Origin of the sequence: Leptolyngbya sp. FACHB-321, from assembly GCF_014695975.1 — a bacterium.
Taxonomy (GTDB): domain Bacteria; phylum Cyanobacteriota; class Cyanobacteriia; order Leptolyngbyales; family Leptolyngbyaceae; genus Stenomitos.
Genome location: NZ_JACJPI010000058.1, coordinates 493,667 through 518,952, shown reverse-complemented (window position 1 = coordinate 518,952; position 25,286 = coordinate 493,667). Strand labels below are relative to the sequence as shown.

General features: G+C 48.0%; 20 protein-coding genes. 7 read left to right on the top strand and 13 right to left on the bottom strand.

What is annotated here, in order from left to right:
- Positions 1-24: 24 nt before the first annotated feature.
- The gene (locus tag H6F76_RS12990; RefSeq protein ID WP_190508715.1) at positions 25-450 is read right to left on the bottom strand and encodes a sulfur transferase domain-containing protein; all 426 of its coding nucleotides are present in this window, start codon (positions 448-450) and stop codon (positions 25-27) included.
- 140 nt (positions 451-590) lie between these two features.
- Here H6F76_RS12990 and chrA point away from each other — a divergent pair, with 140 nt between their 5' ends.
- A complete protein-coding gene (chrA, locus tag H6F76_RS12985; RefSeq protein ID WP_190508713.1) occupies positions 591-1,802 on the top strand; it encodes a chromate efflux transporter in 1,212 nt (403 codons plus the stop codon).
- 67 nt (positions 1,803-1,869) lie between these two features.
- On the opposite strand, the gene H6F76_RS12980 is transcribed toward chrA, so the two are convergent.
- Positions 1,870-3,291, bottom strand: coding sequence for an amidohydrolase family protein (locus H6F76_RS12980; RefSeq protein ID WP_190508711.1), 1,422 nt, complete (start codon positions 3,289-3,291; stop codon positions 1,870-1,872).
- 347 nt (positions 3,292-3,638) lie between these two features.
- On the opposite strand from H6F76_RS12980, the gene H6F76_RS12975 reads away from it, so the two are divergent.
- Positions 3,639-4,280, top strand: a complete 642-nt coding sequence (locus H6F76_RS12975; protein ID WP_190450106.1) for a GAF domain-containing protein — start codon at positions 3,639-3,641, stop codon at positions 4,278-4,280.
- A gap of 791 nt (positions 4,281-5,071) precedes the next feature.
- On the opposite strand, the gene H6F76_RS29720 is transcribed toward H6F76_RS12975, so the two are convergent.
- The 3 genes from H6F76_RS29720 to H6F76_RS12960 form a co-directional block, all read right to left on the bottom strand.
- Complete coding sequence (locus tag H6F76_RS29720) at positions 5,072-5,359, bottom strand: hypothetical protein (protein WP_199322070.1); 288 nt, start codon at positions 5,357-5,359, stop codon at positions 5,072-5,074.
- Positions 5,360-5,436: 77 nt separating this feature from the next.
- A complete protein-coding gene (locus H6F76_RS12965; protein ID WP_190509016.1) occupies positions 5,437-7,518 on the bottom strand; it encodes a prolyl oligopeptidase family serine peptidase in 2,082 nt (693 codons plus the stop codon).
- A gap of 292 nt (positions 7,519-7,810) precedes the next feature.
- Positions 7,811-8,161, bottom strand: a complete 351-nt coding sequence (locus H6F76_RS12960; RefSeq protein ID WP_190508707.1) for a hypothetical protein — start codon at positions 8,159-8,161, stop codon at positions 7,811-7,813.
- A gap of 172 nt (positions 8,162-8,333) precedes the next feature.
- Here H6F76_RS12960 and nagA point away from each other — a divergent pair, with 172 nt between their 5' ends.
- Positions 8,334-9,491: an N-acetylglucosamine-6-phosphate deacetylase gene (gene nagA / locus H6F76_RS12955; RefSeq protein WP_190508705.1), complete on the top strand. Its 1,158-nt coding sequence runs from the start codon at positions 8,334-8,336 to the stop codon at positions 9,489-9,491.
- A gap of 344 nt (positions 9,492-9,835) precedes the next feature.
- Here the strand turns inward: nagA and H6F76_RS12950 are convergent, their stop codons facing one another.
- From H6F76_RS12950 to H6F76_RS12925, 6 genes are all read right to left on the bottom strand, one after another.
- Entirely contained in the window at positions 9,836-10,093 is a 258-nt protein-coding gene (locus H6F76_RS12950; protein ID WP_190450103.1) for a phycobilisome linker polypeptide, read from the bottom strand.
- Between the two features lie 117 nt (positions 10,094-10,210).
- Positions 10,211-11,083 (bottom strand): phycobilisome rod-core linker polypeptide, encoded by an 873-nt coding sequence (locus H6F76_RS12945; RefSeq protein WP_190508703.1) that lies wholly within the window; start codon positions 11,081-11,083, stop codon positions 10,211-10,213.
- Between the two features lie 144 nt (positions 11,084-11,227).
- Positions 11,228-12,043, bottom strand: a complete 816-nt coding sequence (locus tag H6F76_RS12940; RefSeq protein ID WP_190450101.1) for a phycobilisome rod-core linker polypeptide — start codon at positions 12,041-12,043, stop codon at positions 11,228-11,230.
- Positions 12,044-12,160: 117 nt separating this feature from the next.
- Complete coding sequence (gene cpcA, locus H6F76_RS12935) at positions 12,161-12,649, bottom strand: phycocyanin subunit alpha (RefSeq protein ID WP_190450100.1); 489 nt, start codon at positions 12,647-12,649, stop codon at positions 12,161-12,163.
- Positions 12,650-12,759: 110 nt separating this feature from the next.
- Positions 12,760-13,278, bottom strand: a complete 519-nt coding sequence (locus tag H6F76_RS12930) for a phycocyanin subunit beta (protein WP_190508701.1) — start codon at positions 13,276-13,278, stop codon at positions 12,760-12,762.
- Positions 13,279-14,161: 883 nt separating this feature from the next.
- On the bottom strand, positions 14,162-17,734 hold the full coding sequence (locus H6F76_RS12925) for a GAF domain-containing protein (RefSeq protein ID WP_190508699.1): 3,573 nt from the start codon (positions 17,732-17,734) through the stop codon (positions 14,162-14,164).
- A gap of 1,230 nt (positions 17,735-18,964) precedes the next feature.
- Between H6F76_RS12925 and H6F76_RS12920 the strand changes: the two genes are divergently transcribed.
- Positions 18,965-20,680 carry an AAA family ATPase gene (locus H6F76_RS12920; RefSeq protein ID WP_199322069.1) on the top strand — a complete coding sequence of 572 codons (1,716 nt, stop codon included), beginning with the start codon at positions 18,965-18,967 and terminating at the stop codon, positions 20,678-20,680.
- A 25-nt stretch (positions 20,681-20,705) separates the two neighbouring features.
- Here H6F76_RS12920 and H6F76_RS12915 read toward each other — a convergent pair whose 3' ends face one another.
- Positions 20,706-22,010, bottom strand: a complete 1,305-nt coding sequence (locus tag H6F76_RS12915) for a hypothetical protein (protein ID WP_190508697.1) — start codon at positions 22,008-22,010, stop codon at positions 20,706-20,708.
- A 332-nt stretch (positions 22,011-22,342) separates the two neighbouring features.
- Between H6F76_RS12915 and H6F76_RS12910 the strand changes: the two genes are divergently transcribed.
- The 3 genes from H6F76_RS12910 (at position 22,343) to H6F76_RS12900 (ending at position 23,177) form a co-directional block, all read left to right on the top strand.
- Positions 22,343-22,684, top strand: coding sequence for a hypothetical protein (locus H6F76_RS12910; protein WP_190508695.1), 342 nt, complete (start codon positions 22,343-22,345; stop codon positions 22,682-22,684).
- Positions 22,685-22,786: 102 nt separating this feature from the next.
- Positions 22,787-22,984, top strand: a complete 198-nt coding sequence (locus H6F76_RS12905; protein WP_190508693.1) for a hypothetical protein — start codon at positions 22,787-22,789, stop codon at positions 22,982-22,984.
- Positions 22,956-23,177, top strand: a complete 222-nt coding sequence (locus tag H6F76_RS12900; RefSeq protein WP_190508691.1) for a hypothetical protein — start codon at positions 22,956-22,958, stop codon at positions 23,175-23,177. The genes H6F76_RS12905 and H6F76_RS12900 overlap by 29 nt, the downstream gene beginning before the upstream one ends.
- A 133-nt stretch (positions 23,178-23,310) precedes the next feature.
- Here H6F76_RS12900 and H6F76_RS12895 read toward each other — a convergent pair whose 3' ends face one another.
- On the bottom strand, positions 23,311-24,972 hold the full coding sequence (locus tag H6F76_RS12895) for a hypothetical protein (RefSeq protein WP_190508689.1): 1,662 nt from the start codon (positions 24,970-24,972) through the stop codon (positions 23,311-23,313).
- Positions 24,973-25,286 lie beyond the last annotated feature (314 nt).

Genomic DNA, 25,286 nt, shown 5'->3' with positions numbered 1-25,286 from the left:
CGGTTTGAAGAAGGCTGGATTTACTTACACAAGATGATCTAAGAATTGTTGTAACTGGGGCTGCTCTGGATTAATGCCCAAGGCGGCGGCTTTTTCTAAAACAGCTTTGCGACTTAATTTCTGCTGCGTGGCGAAGGTAATTAAGGCAGCGGCGCTAGCTCGCCCACCAGCACCACAATGAAAAAACACGGGGGTTGGTAATGGCTCAACGGCTGCAAGCACTGTTGCTGTCAGGTTGGTGTTCGCTTCTGTAGGTTGCAGTGGCACATTAACATATTGCAGACCAACATTTTCAGCCTGTTGTTGTTCATCCGCCAACGCGCCCACTTCATCAGGCGAACGTAGATTTACCACTGACTTAAAGCCTTGATCCGCAAGCTGTTTCAGGTCTACTGGGGTCGGTTGCCCTCCGGCTGAAAACTCATCGCTGATTTTTTTAACATCCGTCATACAATACTCCTAAATTACGATTGACTTACCGGTTTTTTGCTTGACGGCATCATAGCAAAACTTGCTTTGTCAGTGTAGAGTGGCGTGATTGAAGTTTAATAGTCGTGCGGTTGATCACTGGCAGCCAAAGGAGAGCATTCGTGTTAGAGGCGGAGGATTTGCAACGGGAGCCAGAGTCAGTCGCTTATGCTACGTTGTCAGCGACCCAACAGCACCAGCGTTTAACAGAACTGGCGACCGTATTTTTGCGCCTGGGCACGATCGCCTTTGGGGGTCCGGCGGCTCATATTGCCATGATGGATGAGGCGGTGGTGAAGCAGCGGCAGTGGATGAGCCGAGAAAAGCTTTTGGATTTGCTTGGAGTCACAAACCTACTTCCTGGTCCCAGCTCGACTGAACTCGCGATTCATATTGGTTATGAACGAGCCGGATGGCGTGGCTTATTCATTGCAGGAAGCTGTTTTATTTTGCCTGCGATGCTGATTGTCTGGGGGTTGGCAGCGCTCTATGTTCGTTACCAAGCCGTTCCCCAACTCCAATGGCTGCTGTATGGGATCAAGCCTGTCATGATAGCGATCGTGCTTCAGGCACTTTGGAATCTGGGTCAAAAAGCAGCAAAAGATGTGCCGACTATCCTTGCTGGGCTGGCAGCAGTTGCCGGTTATTTTGCTGGCTTAAATGAAGTGCTGCTGCTGTTGCTTTTGGGGCTTGCGGTCATGCTGGCGAAGTGGCAGCGACACGGCACGACCACTGGCGCATTTTTACTACCCTTTTCTGGGGTTTTGTCACAGACTGGGGGCACCGCGATCACCACAGCCTCAGTCGGTTGGGTCAGTGTCTTTTTGTTTTTTCTTAAAATTGGGTGTGTGCTGTATGGTAGCGGCTATGTGTTGTTAGCGTTTCTACAGCAAGATTTAGTAGAGCGCAATCAGTGGTTAACGTCTCAGCAACTTTTAGATGCTGTGGCGATCGGGCAATTAACACCGGGTCCTATATTTACTACTGCTACCTTTATTGGCTATTTACTGGCTGGCAATGCTGGAGCGATCGCGGGCACCCTTGGCATTTTTTTGCCAGCTTTTTTGCTGGTTTGGTTGGTAAATCCTTTTGTGCCAAAGCTGCGTCAATCACGCTGGGCAAGTGGCTTTCTTGATGGTGTGAATGCTGCCTCACTTGGACTTATGGCAGGGGTTGCTTATACTCTGGGACAAACTACCTTAACTGATGGGCTGACCGTCGTTTTGGCAGTGTTGAGCGCGGTCGCAGTTTTTCGCTTTAGGGTTAATTCTGCCTGGTTAGTGCTGGCAGGTGGAGCGATCGGTCTTGCCTCTTACATCCTGGGCGCTGGCTGAAACATCCTTTTTACAGATGGAAGGGTGCGATCGCTTAGATCCATGCTGCTTCCAGGCTCACCATCACTCACTCTGCTACTAAATCGCCACATTCAGGCAAACCCATCACACGACGATAATGCGCTTCGACGGTGTGGATTGTTTGGTAGTGGGGCTTGCTGGCGATCTGACAGTTAAAGACCGTTTGTGCAAAATCGTTTGCATTGACCGTTTGCAAGGTGCCACCAGCGACCACTCGCTGACCACGCACCCAGACGCTATCGACTACGCCGTTGGGTCTACCGAGAACGAGCAGCTTCACCAGATCAGTGCGCGGCAGCAGAGACAGATTTTTGAGATCATACAATACCAGGTCAGCCTGCTTACCCACCGTGAGGGAACCAGCTTGGTCGGCTAAATTGACCCCTGTGAAACCACCGATCGCAGCCATTTCAACAGCTTTGTGGGGCGTAATCCAGTGCTTGTAATCTAGATCGGTGACGTTATGGAGTAGGGAACCAAGCTTGATCGCTTCGAGCAAATCTTGACCATCATTGCTGGCGGCTCCATCACAACCAAACGTAACGTTGACTCCAGCTTGCAGATACTTCAGCACGGGCGCAATGCCGCTGCCCAGACGCAGGTTGCTGGGGGCATTGTGTACAACGGTTGACTTGGTTTCTGCCAGAATTGCTATATCTGAGTCCTCTAGCCAAATGGAATGGGCAAGCGACGTACGGTGATCCAAAAAGCCAAGTTGCTGGAGATGTTTAACGCCACTGCCACCGTAGCGCTCCTGTGCCAGCATTTTTTGTGCTTTTGTTTCAAGCAGATGCGAATGACGGCAAAGATTATGGCGATCGCTCAAGTCTCGACACCCCTTAAACAGTGCATCCGAACAGCGATGAAAGCCTGTGGGTCCCACTGCAATCTGAATGCCCGCGTCTGGTTCGTGAAATTGAGCGACGATCGCTTCCATTAGTGCCAGAATTTCAGTGGTGGATTGATGAAAAGGCTTGTGGGGCAGTGTTTTTAGCCCTTTAGGATAGCCCGCAACAAAGGGCAAATCTTGAATCAACGGTGCAATAAAGGCACGAATGCCAATTTCTTTGTAAGCACGGGCGGCGGCAGCGACGCTTTCGAGTTCGTGTCCCGCAATGAGATACAGATGATCCATTACGCAGGTGCCACCCGACATGAGGGTGTTGATGGCGGTGCCCAACGCGCCCAGGTATGCCTGCTCTACCTGTGTTGGCGATGTATCAAAAACATCTGCTAGCCATAGCTCTAGAGGCAGTTGGGGAATCAATCCGCGCTGCCAGAATTGGGGTGAATGGGTATGCCCATTGACGAAGCCGGGCAGCAACAGCTTGTTTTCAGCATTGATCGCCGTTCCCACTATTGGCAAACTGGCTCCGATCGCCGCGATGCGATCGTCCTCAATTTGGACATCGACCGTAGCGTAGCCGTCCTCAACAGGAATGAGAGCAGAACGAAGGGTATAAGTCACAAGCAATCCTGGCGACGTTGCTCGGTTTCTCCATGCGTTGCAAGGCAGCGAGCTTATGCCGCCCTAGAATACCAGGTTTGGCGGCTGTTATATGTAGCTTTGTAACCATTCTGGCAGCTAGCGCTGCTGAGGCAGCTTGCTCAAACAAGACTGCTCCTGCAAGCTTCAGGATGCCTGTGTTTCAACCGATCGTCCAAAGTGTTCAAAAGCTGATAGTGAGCTTTTCAATACCAATGCAAGCTGTAAAATAGCGATCGAACTATAGATGCTAGACTCGGAGACAAAGAGCGGTTCAAGCTTTCGTAAGCTATGTTCGCAAAATTCACTTTAGTGTATGGGTGTTAACTATGGTCTTTTGGGGTGATCACACAGGTGAGCCAAGCTCTTACAGAGGTTGGAAAGTGCTAGCAGACACAAGCAAAATCAACACACCATCGGAGCTTGATAAATTCTGTAAAAAGCTATTTCAGTGGCTGCAAGTGCACATGGCTGTGGATACTGTTACCCTCCTGCTGCCGGACTCAGGCAACCAGGATCTAACCGTGCGGTCTACTATTGGGCTAGAAGAAGAGATAAGCCAACAAATTTTTATTCCGATCGGGAAAGGTTTTGCAGGTAATATTGCTGAAAACAAATTACCAGTAGTTGTTGAAAACTTAGCAGCAGTAGAAGTTGTTAGCCCAGTTTTGCGAAACAAAGGTTTGCAATCTATGGTTGGGGTGCCGTTGCAGCTTGTACATAGCGTTGTAGGCGTGCTGCACGTTGGCACGTTTCAGCCTCGCAAATTTAATGAACGAGATATTCAGCAGCTACAGCTAGTTGTTAACCTGCTTCAACCAGTTATAGCTAACGCAGGAGTTTATAATTTTGACCAACGTTACTATAGCCAAGCAGCCTGTAATAGTTGGAAAGGTAAATATTACCAGCTCGTTAAAATGCTTCTCGGTAGTAAGCAAGCCCAATCATTACAATACGACATTAGTTATTGAGCGGTCGCATAACTTTTGAATGGTAAAAGATGTAAAGGCGATCACACAACGGTAGTATTTCAAAAAGATTAACGTTAGATTTTCTGCTAGCAACTCCATCTAACAGAATATTGCTTATGTTAAATGCTTATAAATATAGGAACTGTTGCTGTCATTCAAAGCTAGCTAACAGTGGAAGAATCGTTATTCCAGCTTGTGCTTAGGAGTCCATAGGAACGAGAGAATAAGCGTTGCAGACTAGAACTGAACGGTGATGTTTGCCAAATCTAGTCCAGCGATGTGGCTCGGTCATAGAAGCATAATACTTAATTTCTGTTGTGTTCAAAATTTTTCTTGGCTTCGCGTCCTTCTATATTCGAGGTGCCTTAAAGTAGGTATAGCATCTAGCTAATTAGTAAGCTGCATCCACATACAAGTATGGACATATGGATCACTTAGTCAGTTCGATTAGGAAAGGGCTGACTGAGCAAAACTGGTACGCATCTCTCGGTTTAGCGCTAACCTTACCTGACATTTGTGGATTTCTTGAGTCACCAACGTTCGGTTCTAAGCAACGATATGTTGCATGGTGTAATCGCTTTCTTGTGCCCAAGTACACAAGTTCGGTTGGTGCTGGGGCTTTTAAACACGTATTCCTTAGCGGAGAGGACTGCTATGCGCTGCGATGCGCGTTTCTCCATGAAGGTACTAATGAAATAGTCCGCCAACGCGCTCGGCAGGCGCTCGAATCGTTCTTCTTCACCACCCCTCCACCACCTGGTGGCAATTCCGCTCACTGTAACCAAAGGAACTCAAGGCTTCAGTTGCAGGTCGATAACTTCTGCAATGATGTTTGTGATAGCGTTGAGGCTTGGAATGACACAGTGAAGGACGATACAGATCTTCAGCAGCGAATGGGCGAGCTCCTGATAATCTGGCAGTCTGACGGAACAGTTCGTTTGTAGCGCACTTATTGACATCGTTCCTTGTCGTCTTATAGTTCCACTTTTGTCGTCAATTTCGTGCCAGCGATGCTCCCGTAACAACTGTGTGGTTTGAGTAATCCACGCATCAAAGTCTGCCAAATATGAGTCACTCATTATTTGATGCCTGCTCTAAACACAGCATGATAGCGCGATCGCTACACTTTCATCATAAAACCGATGCACTCCGACAACTAGCTTTCGATCGCCAACACCTTCACCAAAAATGCCCATTTATCAGCGCTTTCTTCAATGATTTTGGCGGTTGGTTTGCCTGCGCCGTGTCCTGCTTTTGTTTCAATGCGAATCATGACAGGTGCATCGCCTTTGTGAGCAGCTTGGAGGGCAGCGGCAAATTTGAAGCTGTGGGCAGGCACCACGCGATCGTCGTGGTCGGCAGTGGTAATCAGCGTTGCAGGATAGGAAGCCCCAGCTTTGAGGTTGTGCAGTGGTGAGTAGGCGTAGAGTGCTTTGAATTCGTCGGCATTTTCGGGTGTGCCGTATTCCGAGATCCATGCCCAGCCGATCGTAAATTTGTGGAACCGCAGCATATCCATCACGCCAACGGCTGGTAGCGCCGCACCAAAGAGTTTAGGGCGTTGCGTCATGCAGGCACCGACGAGTAAGCCGCCGTTACTGCCGCCTGCGATCGCCAGCTTTTTGGGTGACGTGTATTTGTGGTCAATCAGCCATTCTGCAGCGGCAATGAAATCATCAAACACGTTCTGCTTTTTCAGTTTGGTGCCTGCCTGATGCCAGTCTTCGCCATATTCGCCACCACCGCGCAGACTGGGTTCTGCAAGAATGCCGCCCATCTCTAACCAAACCAGTGTGCTGACGGAGAAGCTGGGCGTGAGAGAAACCCCAAAGCCACCATAGCCATAAAGGAAGGTGGGATTCGTGCCATCCAGCACCAGTCCTTTTTTGTGGACGATGAACATGGGAATTTGCGTGCCGTCTTTGCTGGAGTAAAAGACTTGTTTCGTTTCGTAGTCGTCAGGGTTGAAATCTACGTTTGGTTGGCGAAACACGCGGCTTTCGTTTTTCACCAGGTCGTAACGGTAGATCGTGGCTGGTGTAGTGAAACTGGTGAAGCTGTAGAAGGTTTCGGTATCGTGGCGTTTGCCGCCAAAGCCACCGACGGAGCCAAGCCCAGGAAACTCAACGTCACGTATGGGAGTGCCGTTCAGGTCAAAGAGCTTTACCTGACTATGAGCATCTTTCAGGTAGGAGGCAACGAACTGATTGTTGAGAATGCCTACGCCTTCGAGCGTTTCTGCGGCTTGAGGAATAACTTCTTGCCAGTGGGCACGATCGGGATTGGTGGTATCGATCGCCACCACACGACTGCGCGGTGCCTCTAGATCGGTGCTAAACCAGAACCGATCGCCATCATTGTCAATGAAACTATAGCTAGCTTCAAAGGTGTTGATGAGTTCGACAATCGGTGCATTGGCGATCGTCAAATCCTTGTAGAACACCAGATTGCGCGGATCGGTGCCTAGCCAAACGGAGATGATGAGAAAACGCCCATCTTCACTCACACCACCACCAAAGCCCCAGTCTTTCTGGTCAGGACGTTCATAAATGAGAGTATCATCGCTCTGCGGTGTGCCGAGACGATGGTAATAAAGCTTCTGGTAATAGTTAACGGCTTCAAGCTTAGACTTTTCGTCTGGTTCGTCGTAGCGAGAGTAGAAAAAACCCTTACCGTCATGCGTCCAGGAGGCACCAGAGAATTTCACCCACTGCACGCGATCGTCTGTATCCGTTCCGGTTTCCACCGCTCGCACTTTCCACTCTTGCCAGTCGGAGCCAGATATGGACAACCCATAGGCAAGGTGCTGCCCATCTTCGCTAATGGAGAGTCCCGATAGCGCCACGGTACCGTCTTCCGAAAGGGTATTGGGGTCAAGCAAGACAACAGGTTCATCCTCCAGAGCCTTTAGCGTGTAGAGGACGCTCTGGTTTTGCAAACCATCATTTTTGAAATAGAAATAACGTTCACCCTGTTTAAAGGGAATGCCGTACTTTTCGTAGTTCCACAGTTGGGTAAGGCGTTGTTTGAGGCGATCGCGCGCTGGAATCGTTTCCAGTAGCCCAAACGTTAGCTTGTTCTCTGCCTCAATCCAGGCTTTTGTCTCGTCAGAATCCGGATCTTCAAGCCAGCGATACGGGTCGGCAACCTGCGTACCGTGGTAGTCGTCAACCTGATTTGCCTGATGAGGCTGAGGATAGACGAATGTTTGGCTGGAGAATTGGTTGGGTTCTGTCATGGCGGCGGATATGGAGCAACTTTGTCCATAGTGACAGATCAGAACGAAAAGGGCGATCGCACCAACCAGCAAAACGCGCTTTTTTACAGATAGCTGCAAGACACTTTCAGGTCGATCGCAACACGTTAGACCAATTCCTTTTTATACGTTACAAACCAAAAGCCCTTGCCTGCGGCTTTTTCCTTAGTTAGGAGATTGAGGGGAATCAATCAGCCTATCAAAGCACGACTAAATCCCCGGCTTCTTTAAGAAGCCAGGGATCTAAATGAAAGAAATTGGCAGTCTGCTGCAATTAGCGGACTCTTACCTGCGTTTGCAGTTGGGCATCCACCAGGTTCAAATATGCCTGATCGCTTACGGCTGTCACTGGTAACAATTGGGCATTGACGGCACCTTGTACCACTTCTTTGGCACCAATCTGACCCAGCGTATACGCCGAAGCCAAGCCTAAGTAGCCTGGAACCCCTTGTGACTTTAGCCCACCGCGTTGCGCGATCGTCACAAGGTCAGAGGGCGCGATGCGATCGTTCGCAATACTGACGGCAGGATAGGGATTATAAGCCGTTGGATCAGCGTTTGCAGTCGAAACCATAGCAGTACAGAGCGTGAGTGTGGTTAAACCAGCAAGAATGAAGCGTTTCATGGTCAACCTCCCAATAGTGGTTAGAACTAAGATTATCGGCGTTCGTTTAGTACTCACCTGAACTGTCGATGAATTTATTATTGCATTGCAAACTGTTTAATGTCAAACAATTATTGACATCGTTGCAGACGATCAGGCACCCTATTGCTTAACCTGCTATCACTGCCTTCTCATGGCTCACCCAACGCTGGAACTGATCAATGCTCGTCTGCCTGGCTATGAAGGGCTACAGCGACTTGCGATCGAGCAGCACACGATTCGAGCGATCGCGCCTATGAGTGCAGCCACTTGCTTGCCGTCGCTGGATGTACAGCAAGTGGATATGGAAGGCGATTGGCTTTCCCTGGGCGGCATCGACCTGCAAATTAACGGCGCACTTGGGCTAGCATTTCCCGATCTCAGTGACGACAATAGCGACAAACTCCATGCCATCAGCCAGTTCCTCTGGAATCAAGGCGTTGATGGCTTTCTACCCACGATCGTCACCACCTCAATTGAAAACATCCAGCGATCGCTCGCCCTTCTTTCCTCCCACTCCCCACTCCCTACTCCTCACTCCCCCATTTCCCAAATCCTCGGCGTTCACCTCGAAGGTCCTTGCCTGAACCCTGACAAACGGGGCGCACATCCCGCCGAATATTTGCTGCCACTGACGATCAACACCATTAAACGCCTTCTTGGTGACTATGCCAGCGTTGTCAAAGTAATGACCCTCGCGCCCGAATTGGACCCAACAGGCAGGGTGATTCCTTACTTGCGATCGCTGGGTATTACCGTTAGTCTGGGGCATTCTCAAGCAACGGCAAGTCAGGCACAGCAAGCGTTTGACCAGGGTGCGACGATGGTGACACATGCTTTCAACGCCATGCCGGGACTTCACCATCGGGAACCAGGACTATTAGGTGCGGCGATCGTTCATCCCCAGGTGTATTGTGGTCTCATTGCCGATGGTCAGCACGTTTCGCCCATCATGATGGATCTTTTGCTGCGAGCCAGTCAGTACGATCGTGGTGTTTTTCTGGTCAGTGATGCGCTCTCACCGTTGGGCTTACCTGATGGCATTTACCCCTGGGACACTCGTCAGATTGAAGTCAAAAACGGTACAGCTCGCTTGCCAGATGGCACCTTATCGGGAACGACTTTATCGCTGTTGGTAGGGGCACAAAACCTGGTGAAGATGGGCACTTGTGATGTTGAAACAGCGATCGCCCTTGCTACTATTGCGCCTCGTCGGGCGATCGGCTTGCCAACGAACCTGATTGGGCAGCCTGCTAATCTGCTCCAATGGCACCAGTCAGACTATGGCGAACTTTCATGGCAGCGCCTTTAAGGAGATTTCCAGCAAACAAAATACCTGTAGGGGCAGGTTTGATACCAGCGTGGTCAGCTATTCGCAAAGCTTCTGGCAAAACTTGCCCCATACAAGCGGTACATTCTTTCTCAGAAATCTTCTAAGGATGACTAGAGTAAGGCTCTGCAACTACCCATTCAAAAAAAAGGTGCAAGAAGTTTTAGCTTCCTACACCGTTGAACTCAAGGGCTACTTGATGTTTAGAGAATGAATAAAAAAGTGCGACGTAAGGGTTAAACCAGATGCCGGGCTAATGGTGTGACCAGGCAAATTCGTGCCTCAGCTTGCCTAACCCGCGATCGCGGTCAACCGTATAGTGGCGCTTACTCTGCGTGAGACGACGATGTCGATGCAGTCAGGGGGCGGATATTCACAATCTTGCCACCCAGACGAGTAATGCGACGCATCTCGTCATTCATGCGACTGTAGGGCACCTGAAGCAGGATAGTGCTGCTGTTACGAACCGGATAGCTCTGGTTCTGCGTTTGTGAGTTCTGCCGTAAGCCTTCGACTTCATAGATAAAAACGCGATTGTCCGCATTTGAAACAGACGCGTTGATTAAGGTGGGCTGTCCCGACATGGTGCTTCTTTCTCCTAATGAATGAGTCAAATTACTAACGTGCAGCGACAACAGTGAAGGGTGCGTTGGGTTGAGTCTTAAGCATTTTTGACCCATTCAACGCACCTTGACCAAACACTATTGCGCGAGGGTAACGCTGGCGACTCTTCCCCCCAGCTTGTTGATTTGCTGGAGTGTACTTGTCAGTTGCTCGTAGGGGACAATAAACTCTTTGTTACTACGGCGGACTTTGGGATAGCGAGGTAGGTTAATACCTGCAACCTCAATCCGATAGAGCCGGGATGTAGCCCCCTGCGAGGATCTACCAAACGATCGACTGGGTGCTGTGCCCTGCTTCGATGGTTGGTAAGCCCACCCCTCACCGCTACCAGATGGAGCCGTGATGTGAGATGCACTATTTCTTGCTAGATCGGTTGCCAACCGAGAATCAGGACCACCAAGCTGGGCGCGATCGCTATTGGCATAACCACGGTACAGGCGGAACATACGGGTAAAGCCGACTGTTCTTTGACCCACACCTGTTGTCACCAAATCACGGTAGTAGGGCACAACGGCTTCACCAAAATAGGTGGTGTATTCTTCAGAGTCGATGTAAGAATCGATATCTGCTTCAAAGCCTTCATTTTGGTAGCGATCAAGATGCTCAATCACTTCAGATTCATCATAAGGAGCGCGTCCCAGTAGATGCTTGAAGTTCAATTCAATCACTCGTGTTTGAAAGTGGGGATACAGAAACTTGGTCTTGTAGAGTTCTGATTTAGCCACTGCTCGGACAAAATCCCGCACGGTCAGTTGACCATTTATAAACAACGACTCTAAGCCAGTTAGACGTTCCGACTGCATCAAATAATCGTTTCCCAAGACCTGCCGATAGATTGCCTGAATAATTGTCTTGGCTTCGTCCGCAGTCCAGCTTGCACGCAATTCAACTGGGCGTGTTTCATTAAAAGCAGCGGTTCCTAGACGAGAGGCTGCGGTTGTAATTGGCACGATGACGCTCCTTAATGCTTTGGTACTATGAAAAATTGGGTAGATGAGCCGATGGGTTGATGGGGAAACCCACTCATCCACGTACTGGCTCTCCTACCCATCCACTTTTCTATCAATCCTTTCTACCGATTCACGTCTTTCAAATTACGCGATCGTTAGACTCACAACTTTGCTACCCCGCTGGTTAAGCCGTTGCAGAGTGGGTGAGAGTTGATCGTAAGTGACGAGGCAGGCGCTCACGCTACGCCGGATCTGGGGAGCCCGTCCCCGATTAGCCTGTGTAAAGCGCACCCGGTATAGCTGACCACGATCGTCGCCTGCCGCACCTGCTAAACCCCGACCAAAGGACGCTGTTTGAATAGGTGTAGCCTGATTACGTGCGAGATCTTGGGTTAACCAGGCAGACTTGTTTTTGCCTTGAGCGCGATCGCTATTGGCATAACCCCGGTAAACCTGAAACATCCGGCTGAAGCCTACCGTTTTTTGTCCCTGCTGTGTAGCAAAGCCCCGGTAATAGGGGACGATCGCTTCTCCAAAATTGGTTTGATATTCTGGTGAATCAAGATAGGAGTTGATCTCAGCCTCATAGCCTTTTTGAGTGTAGAGATCAACGTGGTAGGCAATCTCTGCTTCATCATAGGGCGCACGACCCAGTAGATGTTTATAATTCAACTCAATAAAGCGAACCTGAGGCGTGGAGTAAAAAAACTTTTGTCGATATAACTCCGACTGTGCTAAAAGACGCACAAAATCTCGAACCCGAATGTCACCCTGACGCAAGAGTGATTCGGCGCTAGTCAAGCGTTCACTCTGCATCAAGTGATCATTGCCAAACACCTGCCGATAAGCAGCGCGAATGACGGCTTGCACATCTTCTTCTGTCCAATTTGCCCGTAGTTCTGTTGGTACGTTTCCTACAAAGGGCTCAATTCCTAACTGTCTAGCTACCAGACTAGTCATGACTTCTCCTTAATCTCAATGAAATTTTAAGCAGAAAAATCATGCCCAGAACCCCAAAAACTGTTCATGCCAGACCCCCAGCAGTAACAATCTTTCGTTGTTCTGGGCAGCAAGAAACTAGCTCAGTGCATTGATAGCGTAGTCAATGTAGGAATTTGCTTCAACAGCAGGATCACCACTCAGACCGTGGTTTGCCCGCACGTGCTTCAGCGCTTCAACATACCAGCTTGGGGACAAGTCAAAGGTGCGGTTGATTTCTGCCAAGCCACCGATCAAATATTCATCTAGAGGACCTGTACCACCTGCAATGAGGCAGTAGGTGATGATGCGGAGGTAGTAGCCGATGTCTCGGACGCACTTTGCCTTGCCGCGAGCATCAGATGCGTAGTTAGGACCCTGCATTTGGGTGGTGTAGGGAAACTTTTGGTACACTGCATTCGCTGCACCTTCAGCCAAGCTCTGTGCCTTGCTGCTCAATGCTTTTGCAGCATCAAGACTGGCAGCCGCTTGACGAAAGCGTCCAAAAGCGACTTGGATTTCGGTAGAGCTAAGAAACCGTCCTTGAGAATCGGCGGTTGCGACGGCTTCGGTTAAAGGGGTTTTCATGCTGAATTCTTCCTCTTCAATGATTTTGCAAGTTGACGTTAAAAGAAGGGTGCCATCCATCATGTGTCTTGTACAACATGACCCATGACTAATGACTAGTGGTTAAAGCATTAACCGACGGCAGCAGCAGCTTGATCAAAGTAGCTGCCTAATTCAGACACTAGAGCGCTGCAATCGCCACGGGTAACGTTGTTGGGGTCGTTTGCAATCGCGATCGCCGCTTCTTTCATTTTTTGCACACCAGCTGCAACGGAACCACCAGGAACGCCTAGCGCTTGGTAGGTTTCGCGCAAGCCATTGAGGCAGCGATCGTTGAGGACGCTAGCATCGCCAGTGAACACAGCGTAGGTCACGTAACGCAGGATGATTTCCATGTCACGCAAGCAAGCTGCCATGCGACGGTTGGTGTAAGCATTGCCACCGGGTTGAATCAATTGGGGCTGCTCTTCAAACAAGGAGCGGGCTGCATTTGCAACGATCGTGGATGCGTTGCCAGTAATGCGGTTAACGACATCCATGCGCTTGGTACCAGCATCGACCATAGCCTTCAAGGCATCGATTTCAGCATTGCTAGCGTAAGCGCCACGAGTATCTGCTTGAGAGACTACTTTTGTAAAAGCGTCGAGCATTTCAGCTTCTCCTAGTATTTTTGACATTAAAAACACAAATTCTTAAAGCCTTACTGTCTGCAAACCTATTCCCTACAATTGGGCAACGAAACTGCTAGGCTGAAGAAACAAGCTCTCCTTTGCCCATAAACCTTGCGTGTTTGCAAACAAAGTTTATGTAACAAAATTCAGAAATAATTCTAATAGAGATGCTTGGTTGCAGCCAACCAACGGTGCGTCAATCAATACGGTAAATATCGCAAAACAGTCTTCCAAAATCCATGCGTAGTCTAACCCAATTTATTCAAGTATTCCTCGAATTTTTAAAGTGGGTTTAAAGAGCGTTTTAAAGGTTTTTTCTACCGCTCAAAACGGTTTAAGTAGACCATCAAACCAACGGAATGGTATGCAATGAATTTTTAGGAAGGCGAACCTTAATTCAGTTAGGAATCAACGGTTGCTGTGCTTCTTGAACTTGACATTGATTAAAGCAAGCCTAATGTGCAAAATTTGTGCAAAATTAAAACGAGTGTTCGTATAAGCAGTTACAAAATATTAAGAAGCGCTGCATCCCTTGTGTGTCAAGGCTTCTAGATTCTTTGCTTTCTTAGTTTGTCTGAGCTTATTGTTACGCTTGTTTACACTTGTTCAAATAACTAAATATAAAAAGGTGGAGCTGGCGATCGCCAGATGTTGCTATCCACCTCTACTAGTTAGGTTTCAGCCTAATTTCTGTAGATAGTGCTGCTGACTGCAAACTACTGTGTTGGCGAGAAAGAAGGAACAAGACGATTCAGCTTAATTTGCATATGCCATTGATGATCGAGCAGGACGCACGATCTCACCTTACTCTTTGTCCTGGTTTCCAGGTCATGGCGCTCGCGTGAAAGGCATTGGCGAGACATCAACCACTCTCTTGCTCGTCAAACTCTAGCGGTATCCTGACGGTGAAGGTTGTCCAGCCATCGGCACTGGAAGCCTCAACGACTCCTCGAAGCGGCTCAATCAGTCGCTTGACGAGTGCCAGACCTAACCCTGTACCCCGGTGCTGCCAGGGATTAAGGCTGGGAATGCGATAAAACTTGTCGAACACTCGGTTTAGCTCGTCAGCCGCAATTTCAACTCCAGAATTGCTGACGCTAATCTGAATGTGCGATCGCGCCAGAGTGGACGATCGCTCCACCGATTGCAGCGACACAACAATGGTTTCGCCTGCTGGAGTGTATTTACAAGCATTTTGCAACAGTTCGTTAAGAATGCGTTCCAGATAGGAATAATCGGTTGTTAAGGGAGGCAGGGGCACTGCCACACGAGTTTCCAGGCGTTGCTGCTGGCTGCTAAGACGATCGACAAAAGGCGCTAAAAGCGGAGCCAGCCAGACTTGAAGATCCCGTGTGCTGGGGTTGAGCGGTTCAGCCTGGTGCTCCAAACGAGATAGATCGAGCAGGTCGTCGATTAACATGGTTTCGCGCTGGCATTCGTCACGCAAGACCTGAACATAGCGGGCTGCACGTTGAAAAGACTCTGGCTGCAACACTAGTGAAGATGGATCTGCGGCATTGCGCGATCGCCCGTCTTCAGTTTGCAACAGCACAACTTCTAGCATTTGAATCGCCATTCTGATACTGGACATCGGTGTACGCAGTTCGTGCGAAACGGTGCTCACAAAGTCGTCTTTGAGCTGATTGAGCCGTTCTAGTTCATCGACTTGCGCTTGTGCTGCTTGATAGAGACGTGACTGCCGCAGGGCGATCGCACACTGATTGGCGACCTGCTGCACCAGGCGGACTTCCTGCTCCGAAAAAACGTAACCCGCATAGTTGACGAGTCGCAAATCTCCTAACACAGACTGATCATCAACGATAGGACACGCTAACCGTACTACGTGTTCTTGAATCGGTCGCGCATCCACATTACAGTACTGAAAATGCTGTCCCTCTAGTAGCTGCTGGTAAACTTCTGGAAACTGCGACATGGGAATCAGGCGACCTTGAAGGCTCTCTACCGCCGTCGTATATTCGTAGCGCACATTCACTGCGCGCTGAGGTAGATCGTAAACAGCTACGCTACATCGGCTTATAGCCAGTGTGACAGCGAGTTCTTCTACGACTGCCCGTAAAATTTGGTCTTCGTCCAAGCTGTCACGCACCCGCTCAGCAATCCGCTTTAACGTTGCTTCAAAGCTAAAGGCTTGTTGCAAGAGGAGAGTGCGTTCCTGCACCTGCTCTTCCAAACGGGCATTGAGTTGCTGCACTTGTTGATAAAGCTGCGACTGCTGAATGGCGATCGCCAACTGATCCCCAACGGCACGGGTGAGCTCAATTTGCCAGTCTTGCCAAACAAAGGGTTCTGGTCCATGAATCAGTGTGATGTTGCCCCAGACGGCACCGTTCATCTGCAAGGGCACTGCCAGCCATGCGCCCGGAAAGGTTTGCGCTAGAATTTGAGTCATTTCATGAGCGATCGTGCTGGCATCATCGAGCCGCACAATTTCCAGTTGTTTTAACCGTGCCGTAATGGGGTTGCCCTCATCAGGAATTTCTAGCCCCACTACATCTAAGCCAACGGGTGCAAGATCTGGGCTTTGGCGATAGCTAGCTTGATGGACCCAAACACCTTGCTCTGGTAAATATTGCAAAATGTTTGCTTGTTCAACCTGAAGCAAACTTCCCATTTCCATAACAGCTGTTTGGAAAATTGTCGTGAGATCTAGTGAGTTGCGAATTGCCTGAATGACTCGACTCAGCGCTTGTTCTTGCCTTGCCTGCTGCTGCGTTTGCTGATAGAGGTAGCTTTGGTGGATGGCGACCGCAACCTGAGCCGACAGCTTTTTGAGTAGGTCAATCTCTAACTCATCCCACTGGCGGGGTGCCGCACATTGCTGCACCGCTAGTAAGCCCCACAGATGCCCTAGCCCATCTTCATTCCGGTTCACTTGACTTGGAGGCAGCAGCACTGGAATAACTAGATTTGCTTTTACCTGAAATTGCCTGAGTAGACCAACATAGCACTCAGCTAACCCCGCATTTTCTAGATCATCAATGCTACTAATGTTGCCGTTTGCATAAGGGATCAAACAGTCCGCCATCGCCAAACAGGGGTCAAAAAGGCGTCGCCCCAGCATGGGAATCCAGCCATCTCCGACTGATTCCACAATGACAAAGCCACTCCAATCTGGCTCGAACCGATAAATGATCACGCGATCGGTCTGGAGCAGTTGGCGTACCTCTGTAACTGTTGTGTTGAGAATCTCATCCAACTCAAGCGACTGACGTACCCGTTGCGCGATCGCTACCAATAGGCGCTCCCGTTCAGCCTGCTGGCGTAAAAGGGCTTCTGCCCGCTTGTACTCCGTAATGTCGCGACTGACACATAGCAAAAAGTCGACGCTGCCATCCTGGCTGAACTCCGGCACAATCCGCGCTTGATAAACCCTTAAACCAGAGGGGGTCGAAAACTGAAACTCAATAATTTGCTCCTGACTCGTATCTAGCACGGCTTGCAGCGTCTCACGCCAAGATTCCACTAACTCGGTGGGCATTCCCATCTCGGCGTTGGTGCGTCCAATAAAGGCTTCTACAGCAATGCCAGTTGCCACCTCGACTGCCGGATTGACGTAAACGTGGCGAAACTCCCGATCAAAGCGCACCACAATATCGGGAGAGTTTTCCACCAGTGCCCTAAATTCTTCCTGGCGACGGTGTAAGAGCGCTTCGGCTTGCCGCCGTTCGGTTACATCTTGAAAAATCAAGACACCACCCGTAATTTCACCCTTGTCATTGCGAATAGGTGCAGCCGTGTCACCGATCGCTCGTTCTAAGCCATTCTTGGTTTGCAGCAAACAATGCTCAGAGATACTGACACTGGCTCCCTGACGGATTGCCTGCAAAAGCGGGTTTTCGATCGTTTCTCGTGTCTCTGCATGGATTAGACGCAATACCAATTCAGCAGAGGCACCTAATGCTTCTGACTGCTGCCAGCCAGTAAGGTGCTCTGCAACTGCATTCATAAACGTGATGCAGCCATACTCATCCGTGGCGATCGTGCCATCACCAATACTGGCTAATGTCGTTGCCAACCATTGTTCGGCTTGCTCAAGCTGTTGCTCCAACTGGTAGCGACGCAGCGCAATATTGATAGTTGTATGCAGCCCAACCTGATTAAAGGGTTTAACGAGATAGCCAAAGGGCTCCGTAGCCACCGCACGCTGAAGTGTTTGGTCTTCGGCATTTGCTGTGAGGTAGATGATAGGAATGCCCAACTGCTCATGAATTTGAGTCGCGGCAGCAATGCCATCCAGCCCACCCTCAAGCGAAATATCCATAAGAACGAGATCAGGTTGTGTTTCGGCTGCCAGTCGAACGGCTTCCGTTCCTGATGTCACACTTCCTACAACCGTATGTTCCGAATGCTCCAAAAAAGCTCGAATCATTAAGGCAGCCACAATCTCATCTTCAACAATTAAAATTCTTGCCATATGTGAGGCTGCTACTCCTGGCAGACAGAGCAAACTAAGACAACACCATTCTCATCCCGCACCGAACTAAAGGGAATCAGAAGAAATGATGATCTTTGGACTTGACACCATTTCTTAATCCAGAGCGTAGAGACCTTAATGCTTGCTGGTGTAAAGAGAACTAGCGTGTTTTTTGTTTGGTAAAACTAGAGGATCACTTTCATCAGCTATCTCTCCTTGTTTCGCGATCGCACAGCGATTCTAGAAAGCTAGTGATGAACGTCATTGTTGAAAGCATTGGTCTAGCAGTTAAGGGCGACCGGACTTACAATCTCCTTTAAGCAAGCACGGCGAGAACAGAATAAATTACGAAAACGCTATGATAGCAAATCTTGATCAGGCTACCTGACGCCTTGTTGAAGCAGTCTGATCAATCAAAACTGACTTGATTACTGCGGGTACAGGGTCAGCCAGTCCTCGTTGAAGGCTCTAGAAACCGATTCAGTCGTTTTGGGTACTAGAGGCGAGAGTGGGCAATTGCTTTTTGTTAAGGGGAATACACTCACAAGACTTGAGCTAGCCCTAGAGACGCTCCATGAGGTGTCACTCCGTCAAATTACTGAGTACAGCAACGCTAACTGCACCAGCCTTCTCTTAAAATGCGTAAACCATAACAGGCAGTTCCTTGAGACAACGCTAAAAATCAAGGCGCTTGATGTTGAGCCATTCTGAGTTGAGCCATTCTGAGTTGAGCCATTCTGAGTTGAGCCATTCTGAGTTGAGCCATTCTGAATTGAGTCATTCTGACCGCCGATCAGTTTAGCTGCACACTTACGTTGAAGCCTCACTACTGGCGCTTAAACCCATACGCTAAATCGATCTAAGAGGTTGTTTGAAAAGGGTCTGGCGGTTAAAACCGCGACTACATCAACAAAGTCCGCTGACACGGACTACCGCAGGCAAGGGTTTTACAACCTGCGGCGGCAGTTTCTAGCTCGTTAAGCATGACTGCGCTAGCATCTCTGTAGCTGGGGTTTAGTTGCCAAAACTACAAGCATCTGGACTGAGGCTTTTGGCATGGGCAGCTAGATGCGAATTATTCAGCAAAAATTCTCACGCCTATCCATCATCCTGAAGCGATAGGTATAGGTGTACCTAGCGCCACAGGCGACATTTTTTGAGTCAGGTAGAATAGCGACAGTCGCGCCCTGCCTTTCGGTTTGCCACTTTCAATTCTTATAGGAGACATCTATGAACCATCGGGAGATTAAAAAAGAATCTAACCTTTTATACAAAGCTGTCTTACCGTTATTGGAAAAAGGAGGCAACTTTGAGCGGTTAGTCTTAACCGATTTGGCAAAAATTTTGCAAATCTGTGGGCGCAGTCACGGTGAGCTAACATCCAATGAGTTACTCGCTTTTCTAGTTGTCTTTGCGTTAATTAAGCGGGATACAGAAAAGCTGCATATTGCGATCGACTTATGGGATACCTCCAGTGAAGTGAGGCGAAACACTGAGAAAGAGATGCTAAGGCTGCTCCTGGAATTAACTAATAGCACAAACCAGATTGAGCAGTTAGCGCTACCATCGGTTTTGAACAAGTTTGACGAAGAAAAAGGTGCTAATTATTTAGATAAAGTTGTTAACGCACTTTACCGCTTTGCTCAAGTCATTGTTAAAGCAGATGGCAAAGTGACAATGCAAGAAATGGAAGCATTATCCCAGATCTGGCAATTGCTGCACTCTTACAATAGTGCTGAAACGTACGCTCAAGCGATTGCTCCTGAAAACTTCTCGCTACCCGTTCAGAATGTTGACAATGTATTAGCTGAACTGAACAAGCTGGTGGGCATGGAGAATATTAAAACTGAAGTGAGAACGCTGACCAATTTTCTGCGAGTGCAGCAAGCGCGATCGCAGCGTGGCATGGCAAAAACACCGACCTCACTTCATGCTGTCTTCTCTGGACCACCGGGAACTGGCAAAACAACGGTTGCTCGCTTGATGGGGAAAATCTTTAAAGAGCTAGGCTTTTTGGCAAAAGGTCATCTAGTAGAAACCGATCGTGCTGGTATGGTTGCCTCTCACATTGGCGGCACGGCGGAGAAGGTTGATGCACTGGTTAAATCTGCGTTAGATGGTGTGCTGTTTATTGATGAAGCCTATGCCTTGAAACCACTCAATTCAACCCAGGATTTTGGGCAAGAGGCGATCGATGTGCTGATTAAGCGTATGGAAGATTACCGCAATCGGTTAGTTGTCATCGTTGCTGGTTATACAGACGAAATGGTAACGTTTGTGGAATCTAATCCGGGTCTAAAATCACGCTTTAATCGTTACTTTTACTTTAAAGATTACACACCAGACGAACTCGTTGCCATTTTCAATAAACTTTGCAAAGATAGCCATTTTAAGCCGACTGAGGCTGCTAATCAAACGCTCCGTGCTTTACTTAATACACTCTACGATCACCGCGATCGAACGTTTGGCAATGCTCGACTGGTACGAAATTTGTTTGAGAAAACTATTGAACAACAAGCAAACCGACTCGCTGTTATTTCAACACTGACAGATGAAGTGCTGACAACAATACAGCCAGAAGATATCCCGCCGCTGGAGGTCTTACTGCCACGGCAAAGCGATCGCGAACCGACCATGCAAGGGGCGATTAATCTGAATGCAACGTCAGTACCCGATGAACCGCTGCCTCAAGATGGCATTCAGCAGCTAACCACGCTGATTAACCAGGCACTACAGCCAGATGGTATTACCGCTAAAGCGAACCTGAAGGATCACAGTTTGCAGATTTTGTTTGAAGCAGAAACAGCGCCTAGCGAACAACAAATGGTTGACTTCGTAAACGGAATGCTGCCACGCCTGAAGCCCAGTTTTATTACGCAGGTGCAACTGTATGGTCGCCAACCAGGAGCTGAGTTTCCTGCCTGGAGTCAAGAGTTAACGGTATAACCGTTGCCGACTTCCATAATTAGAATTAGCCAAAACTTTCAACCGCGTAGTAAGAATTGCCATAGCTACTGTCAATGGAAATAAGGCTGCTGTCATCGCTCCCTAGTTCTCGGCTGCTAACAGTGCCACGATTGAGAATATGAATAAGCTGCTGAGGCGTAAAGGATTCCAGCTCAACTACGTTGCCTGCTTCCAACCAGATAATCTCATCTTCTGATAAGCTCGATCGCACCTCAGGAGACATTTGTTTCGCTGCTTCAACCGCATCGGCTGTATTTTGAATAAACATAGATTTGCTAGGGAAAATCTGTCGTGGCAATAAGCCTACGTCAAAGATTTCAACACTGCTATTCTGGAACCATTTAGCACTGCTTCTTAGTTGATGAACCAAGCCTACACCTCTAGCACTGCAATCATGAAAGGCGTACACTTTTAGTTCAGGATTGCGGCGCAACATTCCCATAGTGGTGTCAAAAATGCTTTGCGGATAACCTGTAATGCTAAGAATCGCGCAGTTATTTTCAAAATGAAAATTATTGGCAATCAAAATTTGGGCGATCGCAGCGCTGCTACAAACGACTAAGCGATCAAAGCTATACGCAGTGATGTCTGAATTGACGGTAGCAGGCGTGCGGTCTTCACGAGCAGGCGGCAGCATATTCGCTGCGAAACCATTGATTTGCTGCCAGCGATCGAGCCATCCCTGAAAGAGAGCAGCATCAACTATTAGCTGCTGATGAATCAACATTTGACGACTCTGCCGCCTGCCATAATAAAACGACCCAACGCCTAAAAGAACACTAATAGCAAAAAGCGGAAAAGAGTTGCCTATAATGCTTACACCTATTCCAGCCGCTAAGATAACGCCTCCAATAATTTGCAGTGCTTTCGCACTACTCTGACGTGCCTTATTGCTTGTTTTTCTAGATTGGCTGGTAGAAGCCAAAATGACAATAGCAACAAGGCTAATAGCAATTGCAGGGAGGGATGCCATTAAGACACTAACCGTATGAGTAAAGAGATTAGAACCCACCACCAGCGTCATAAATGTGGTTACTACAAGGTAGAGAAGCAAACAGCCTTTAGCAGACAACAAATTCTTGGTTCGTAGTCGTTTGTCAAAAAAGTATAAAAACTGTTTGGGTGTGAAAAAGAGCGTATTGTTTGCTGAAAGATCGGCGATCGCTTTGGCGAACATGGGGTCTGTCACTTTAACTGTTCCCATTGCCGTTGGTTCAAAGGCAAACGGATGCTGACAATTTTTGCAGCGACCTTGATTGTCGGTTCGATCTTTTAATGTATTGTCAGTGCTACAGCGAATACATTTCATAATGTTCTATCAGTTAGAAATTAACTATAGCGATCCTATCTAGATTGTGAGAAAGGATTCCAGTGGAATCCTTTCTCACAAAGTCTCTCAATCTCACAACTGATTTAGGACTGCTATAGGAAGTAGAAGGGTTAAGTTAAGCTCTACTTAGAGACCGGGTTGCGACTACGCTCAACCCAGCGATGCATAGGACTCTCAGCCGAACGCAAAGACGAAATGCGGCTTCTAAATAATTTACCCCTAACTACTCACATAGTCGGCATTAAACGCTAATCAGACCTGTTTGTCTAATTTACAACGTTATCTCAGAAAGTTCTCAGGTTATCCTCATCTTGAACCTGCAACGTCAGTGGATACTGCGACAAATGGCAAAACTGCTAACGGTATGCCTTGTCTATGCTTCAGTTATAAAAAAGATTACGGGCAAAGTGATGATAAACTCTCAGCCTGCTGCTAGGCTTTCTCCTCAACTGTTTTTGCAACAAGTTTCTCGTGTTCAGCTTGCTAATGCCGTGATGTTGAGTGGTGTGGCTTTAGCTGGGGCGATCGTAGCGGCATGGTTTGCTAAAGAAGGGACAACCAGCCAGATTTTTCAACATTTAAACCAGTTGCAGGAACAGTCACCGATGGGGATAGAAGCGCCCATGATAGTTGAGGGCTACCTGCTGTTTTAGGCGGTTGCGCTCCTATTGGTAGCATTGGTGATCATGCAGGTCGCCCCACGTCCAGCCCCCTAGTCAAGAACTTTAGTGATCAGTATTCTGGCTGTGCTAACAATGCGTTATTTACTCTGGCGATCGCTCTCAACGCTCAACCTCAGTACTTGGCTCAATGGCGTTTTTAGCCTGGGGTTATTTTTTCTAGAGTTGACCATACCGGTAGTCGGCATCATTCAACTTATTTTGCTGTTACAGGTACGTGGTTCGCGTAGTGATCCGATAGTAGTTGCTGACCTTAAGTCGATCGGCTTCTGAGGCAGTACTTGGTGGCGTGTTCACCCCCACTGTTGATATTGTCATTTCCACCTATCATCTGAGGCAGTGGAAAAGCCGCTGCGCTCTAGGAGAATTACGATCGCTGTGGCTACGCTTCAGAATCCTGTTTAAATCACGCGTGCTGTTCGATCGCAACATCAATAGCAGTATTGTTGCAGTCTCTAAGGGATAACTCAATTCAATCTGTCGTAGGAGAAAAGAGCGATCGCCTTGAAGGATCTCCTACAAATAGGCTGAAAACCCCTTTCAGAGCCTCACTGGATTACCTATACCGTTTTTACAGCATAATCAAATAGATCGTCACCTTAATTTCGGATGCGAACAAAGCCGCCCGCAATGCCCTCTGCCGAATTACGCAGTTTAACATTGGGTGAGATTTCAACCGTGCAAGGAAGCTGAGTTGCCCAACATAAAATACTCTGAATTGGAGAAAAATACGTAATATCGTTGACTTGTTTCTTCTCAAAGGAAATCCTCTGAATTTGCGGAGGCAACAATAATTGAGATGAGTCAATGCTGGCGTAGCTTGTAATAATTGCAGCGATTAAAGAAAGACAGATGATAGGCATAAATCTGTAGAGATTTCGCAAAGGGAACTGTGAGCTTAGCCGCTCAACAACCCTATTAAAGGCAGCCACAAAATTATTTTGAAAGTAGATTGCCATGCCTAAAGCAGGTAAAAGAACGAGGTAGGGGATTGCAAACCTGAAGAAAGGGGATTGCAGTATGATGAATACGATTCCTAAAACTGCTATTAATATCACCCAAAGCGGCTCAGAGAAGCGGTCCATTTTTACTTTTCTTGCAAGGTAGATTGCAGGAAAGATTGAGAATAAAACTAAGAAAGCCATGAATTGCCTTTGGATGGAGGAGTTAAACCAGCGCCAAAGTGACCAGAGCCAAGGATGGATACCAGATGGCGGTGAGTCTGCCCAAGTTATTACGCCATGCGTCCCATTAGCTGTCTGTTTAATTTCTTCCAGGGCTGGCGACCAGGGTAAATCGAGACAGAACAAAGAAGATGGATAAATTGGACACCCGGACGTAATGGCTCCAGAAATGAGCATCGGGGCGATCGCTACTGTGATTACTACGCCTGCGATCAAAAATCGTCGTGCTTTAAACCCTCTAATAAAAATAAAAAATAAGCTAGAGATTAATAAAACTGGCAAAGCGGTCAGTTTTACGGTCACGGCTCCTGCTGCTAAGAATAGCGGAATCACTTCAGGTTCAATCGCTCTTTCGCTGCTGGCTGGAGAAGGCTCTTTACAAGTAGAGAGTCCTAAAATTGACCAGACCGTAACCTCTACAAGAAAAATGACCGGAATATCTGGAGAGGGCGATACTAAAATGGTTGCTAACGAACTTACCAACATTAAGGCTGGTAAAAGTATGAGTGAGCAAGTTACCATAAACCAATCACTTAAGTAGGCTTTACGCTTCAAACAGTGCGTTAAGCAAATGAAGAATTGTAAGGTGGCGATGAGGAAAACAAAGCCGTTGGTAACTGCGCTAACGCGGGCATCAAAAATTTCAGCATTGAGAGGTGCAGCAAAGGCAAACCAGGATGAGGTGAAGCCGAAGTTGGGAAATAGTAAGGCTACACCCGGAACAGTGCCAAACTTTTCTAGCCATTGAATTACTTGGTAATGGTAGTACCCCGTGTCGTACCAAGTAACTTGACGAGTCATTAGAGACGCGATCGCGATCGCCAAAGCCAAGAAGCCAAAAATTTTCTTTCTCGATACCTTTGGTCTTAACGCCACCAGTTCTGTTCGAGTGCGTTTTGACAACAATGCTATCAAACAAAAGCTTCCTGCAACGCCTGCTCCTACAAGTGGAGATAAAGGAAGAATGAGAGCGGTTGCTAAGAGCGCGATCGCCAGTGTGACAGTTCCTACCCACACAGAGACGATTAGACGATCGCCAGCTCGTGTTAAATAGCTGATCTGAAAGACATTGAGCAACCCAATGCCAATTAAGTAGCCAGTAGAAAGTAGAACAATCCAAACAATAACGAAATAGCTCATTATTTCCTCTGAAGGGCTTTATTGAGACAACATTCTCTATTCAGTTGGATCGAAGTTGGGCAATTTTGATGAGTGTGATGTCTAAAGCAAATTTAGAACATTGCCTGGTAACTGTACTGAGAGTACTAAGACGTTCTTTCTACAATACCTGGAGCGTTCATCCGGAAGATTTTGCCGAACTTCACTTAAAGTACAGAGGCTTGTTCAAGATTTTTGTTTTTAGTGGAAATACTGAGGAAAGCTTCAACCAC

Bases quoted from the DNA above. Each gene is read 5' to 3' on its own strand.
- H6F76_RS29720 (WP_199322070.1), bottom strand. From the start codon at position 5,359: ATGAGTGACTCATATTTGGCAGACTTTGATGCGTGGATTACTCAAACC.
- H6F76_RS12940 (WP_190450101.1), bottom strand. From the start codon at position 12,043: ATGACTAGTCTGGTAGCTAGACAGTTAGGAATTGAGCCCTTTGTAGGA.
- H6F76_RS12965 (WP_190509016.1), bottom strand. From the start codon at position 7,518: ATGACAGAACCCAACCAATTCTCCAGCCAAACATTCGTCTATCCTCAG.
- H6F76_RS12990 (WP_190508715.1), bottom strand. From the start codon at position 450: ATGACGGATGTTAAAAAAATCAGCGATGAGTTTTCAGCCGGAGGGCAA.
- H6F76_RS12925 (WP_190508699.1), bottom strand. From the start codon at position 17,734: ATGGCAAGAATTTTAATTGTTGAAGATGAGATTGTGGCTGCCTTAATG.
- H6F76_RS12920 (WP_199322069.1), top strand. From the start codon at position 18,965: ATGAACCATCGGGAGATTAAAAAAGAATCTAACCTTTTATACAAAGCT.
- cpcA (WP_190450100.1), bottom strand. From the start codon at position 12,649: ATGAAAACCCCTTTAACCGAAGCCGTCGCAACCGCCGATTCTCAAGGA.
- H6F76_RS12930 (WP_190508701.1), bottom strand. From the start codon at position 13,278: ATGCTCGACGCTTTTACAAAAGTAGTCTCTCAAGCAGATACTCGTGGC.
- H6F76_RS12960 (WP_190508707.1), bottom strand. From the start codon at position 8,161: ATGAAACGCTTCATTCTTGCTGGTTTAACCACACTCACGCTCTGTACT.
- H6F76_RS12915 (WP_190508697.1), bottom strand. From the start codon at position 22,010: ATGAAATGTATTCGCTGTAGCACTGACAATACATTAAAAGATCGAACC.
- H6F76_RS12905 (WP_190508693.1), top strand. From the start codon at position 22,787: ATGCGTTATTTACTCTGGCGATCGCTCTCAACGCTCAACCTCAGTACT.
- H6F76_RS12950 (WP_190450103.1), bottom strand. From the start codon at position 10,093: ATGTCGGGACAGCCCACCTTAATCAACGCGTCTGTTTCAAATGCGGAC.
- nagA (WP_190508705.1), top strand. From the start codon at position 8,334: ATGGCTCACCCAACGCTGGAACTGATCAATGCTCGTCTGCCTGGCTAT.
- H6F76_RS12975 (WP_190450106.1), top strand. From the start codon at position 3,639: ATGGTCTTTTGGGGTGATCACACAGGTGAGCCAAGCTCTTACAGAGGT.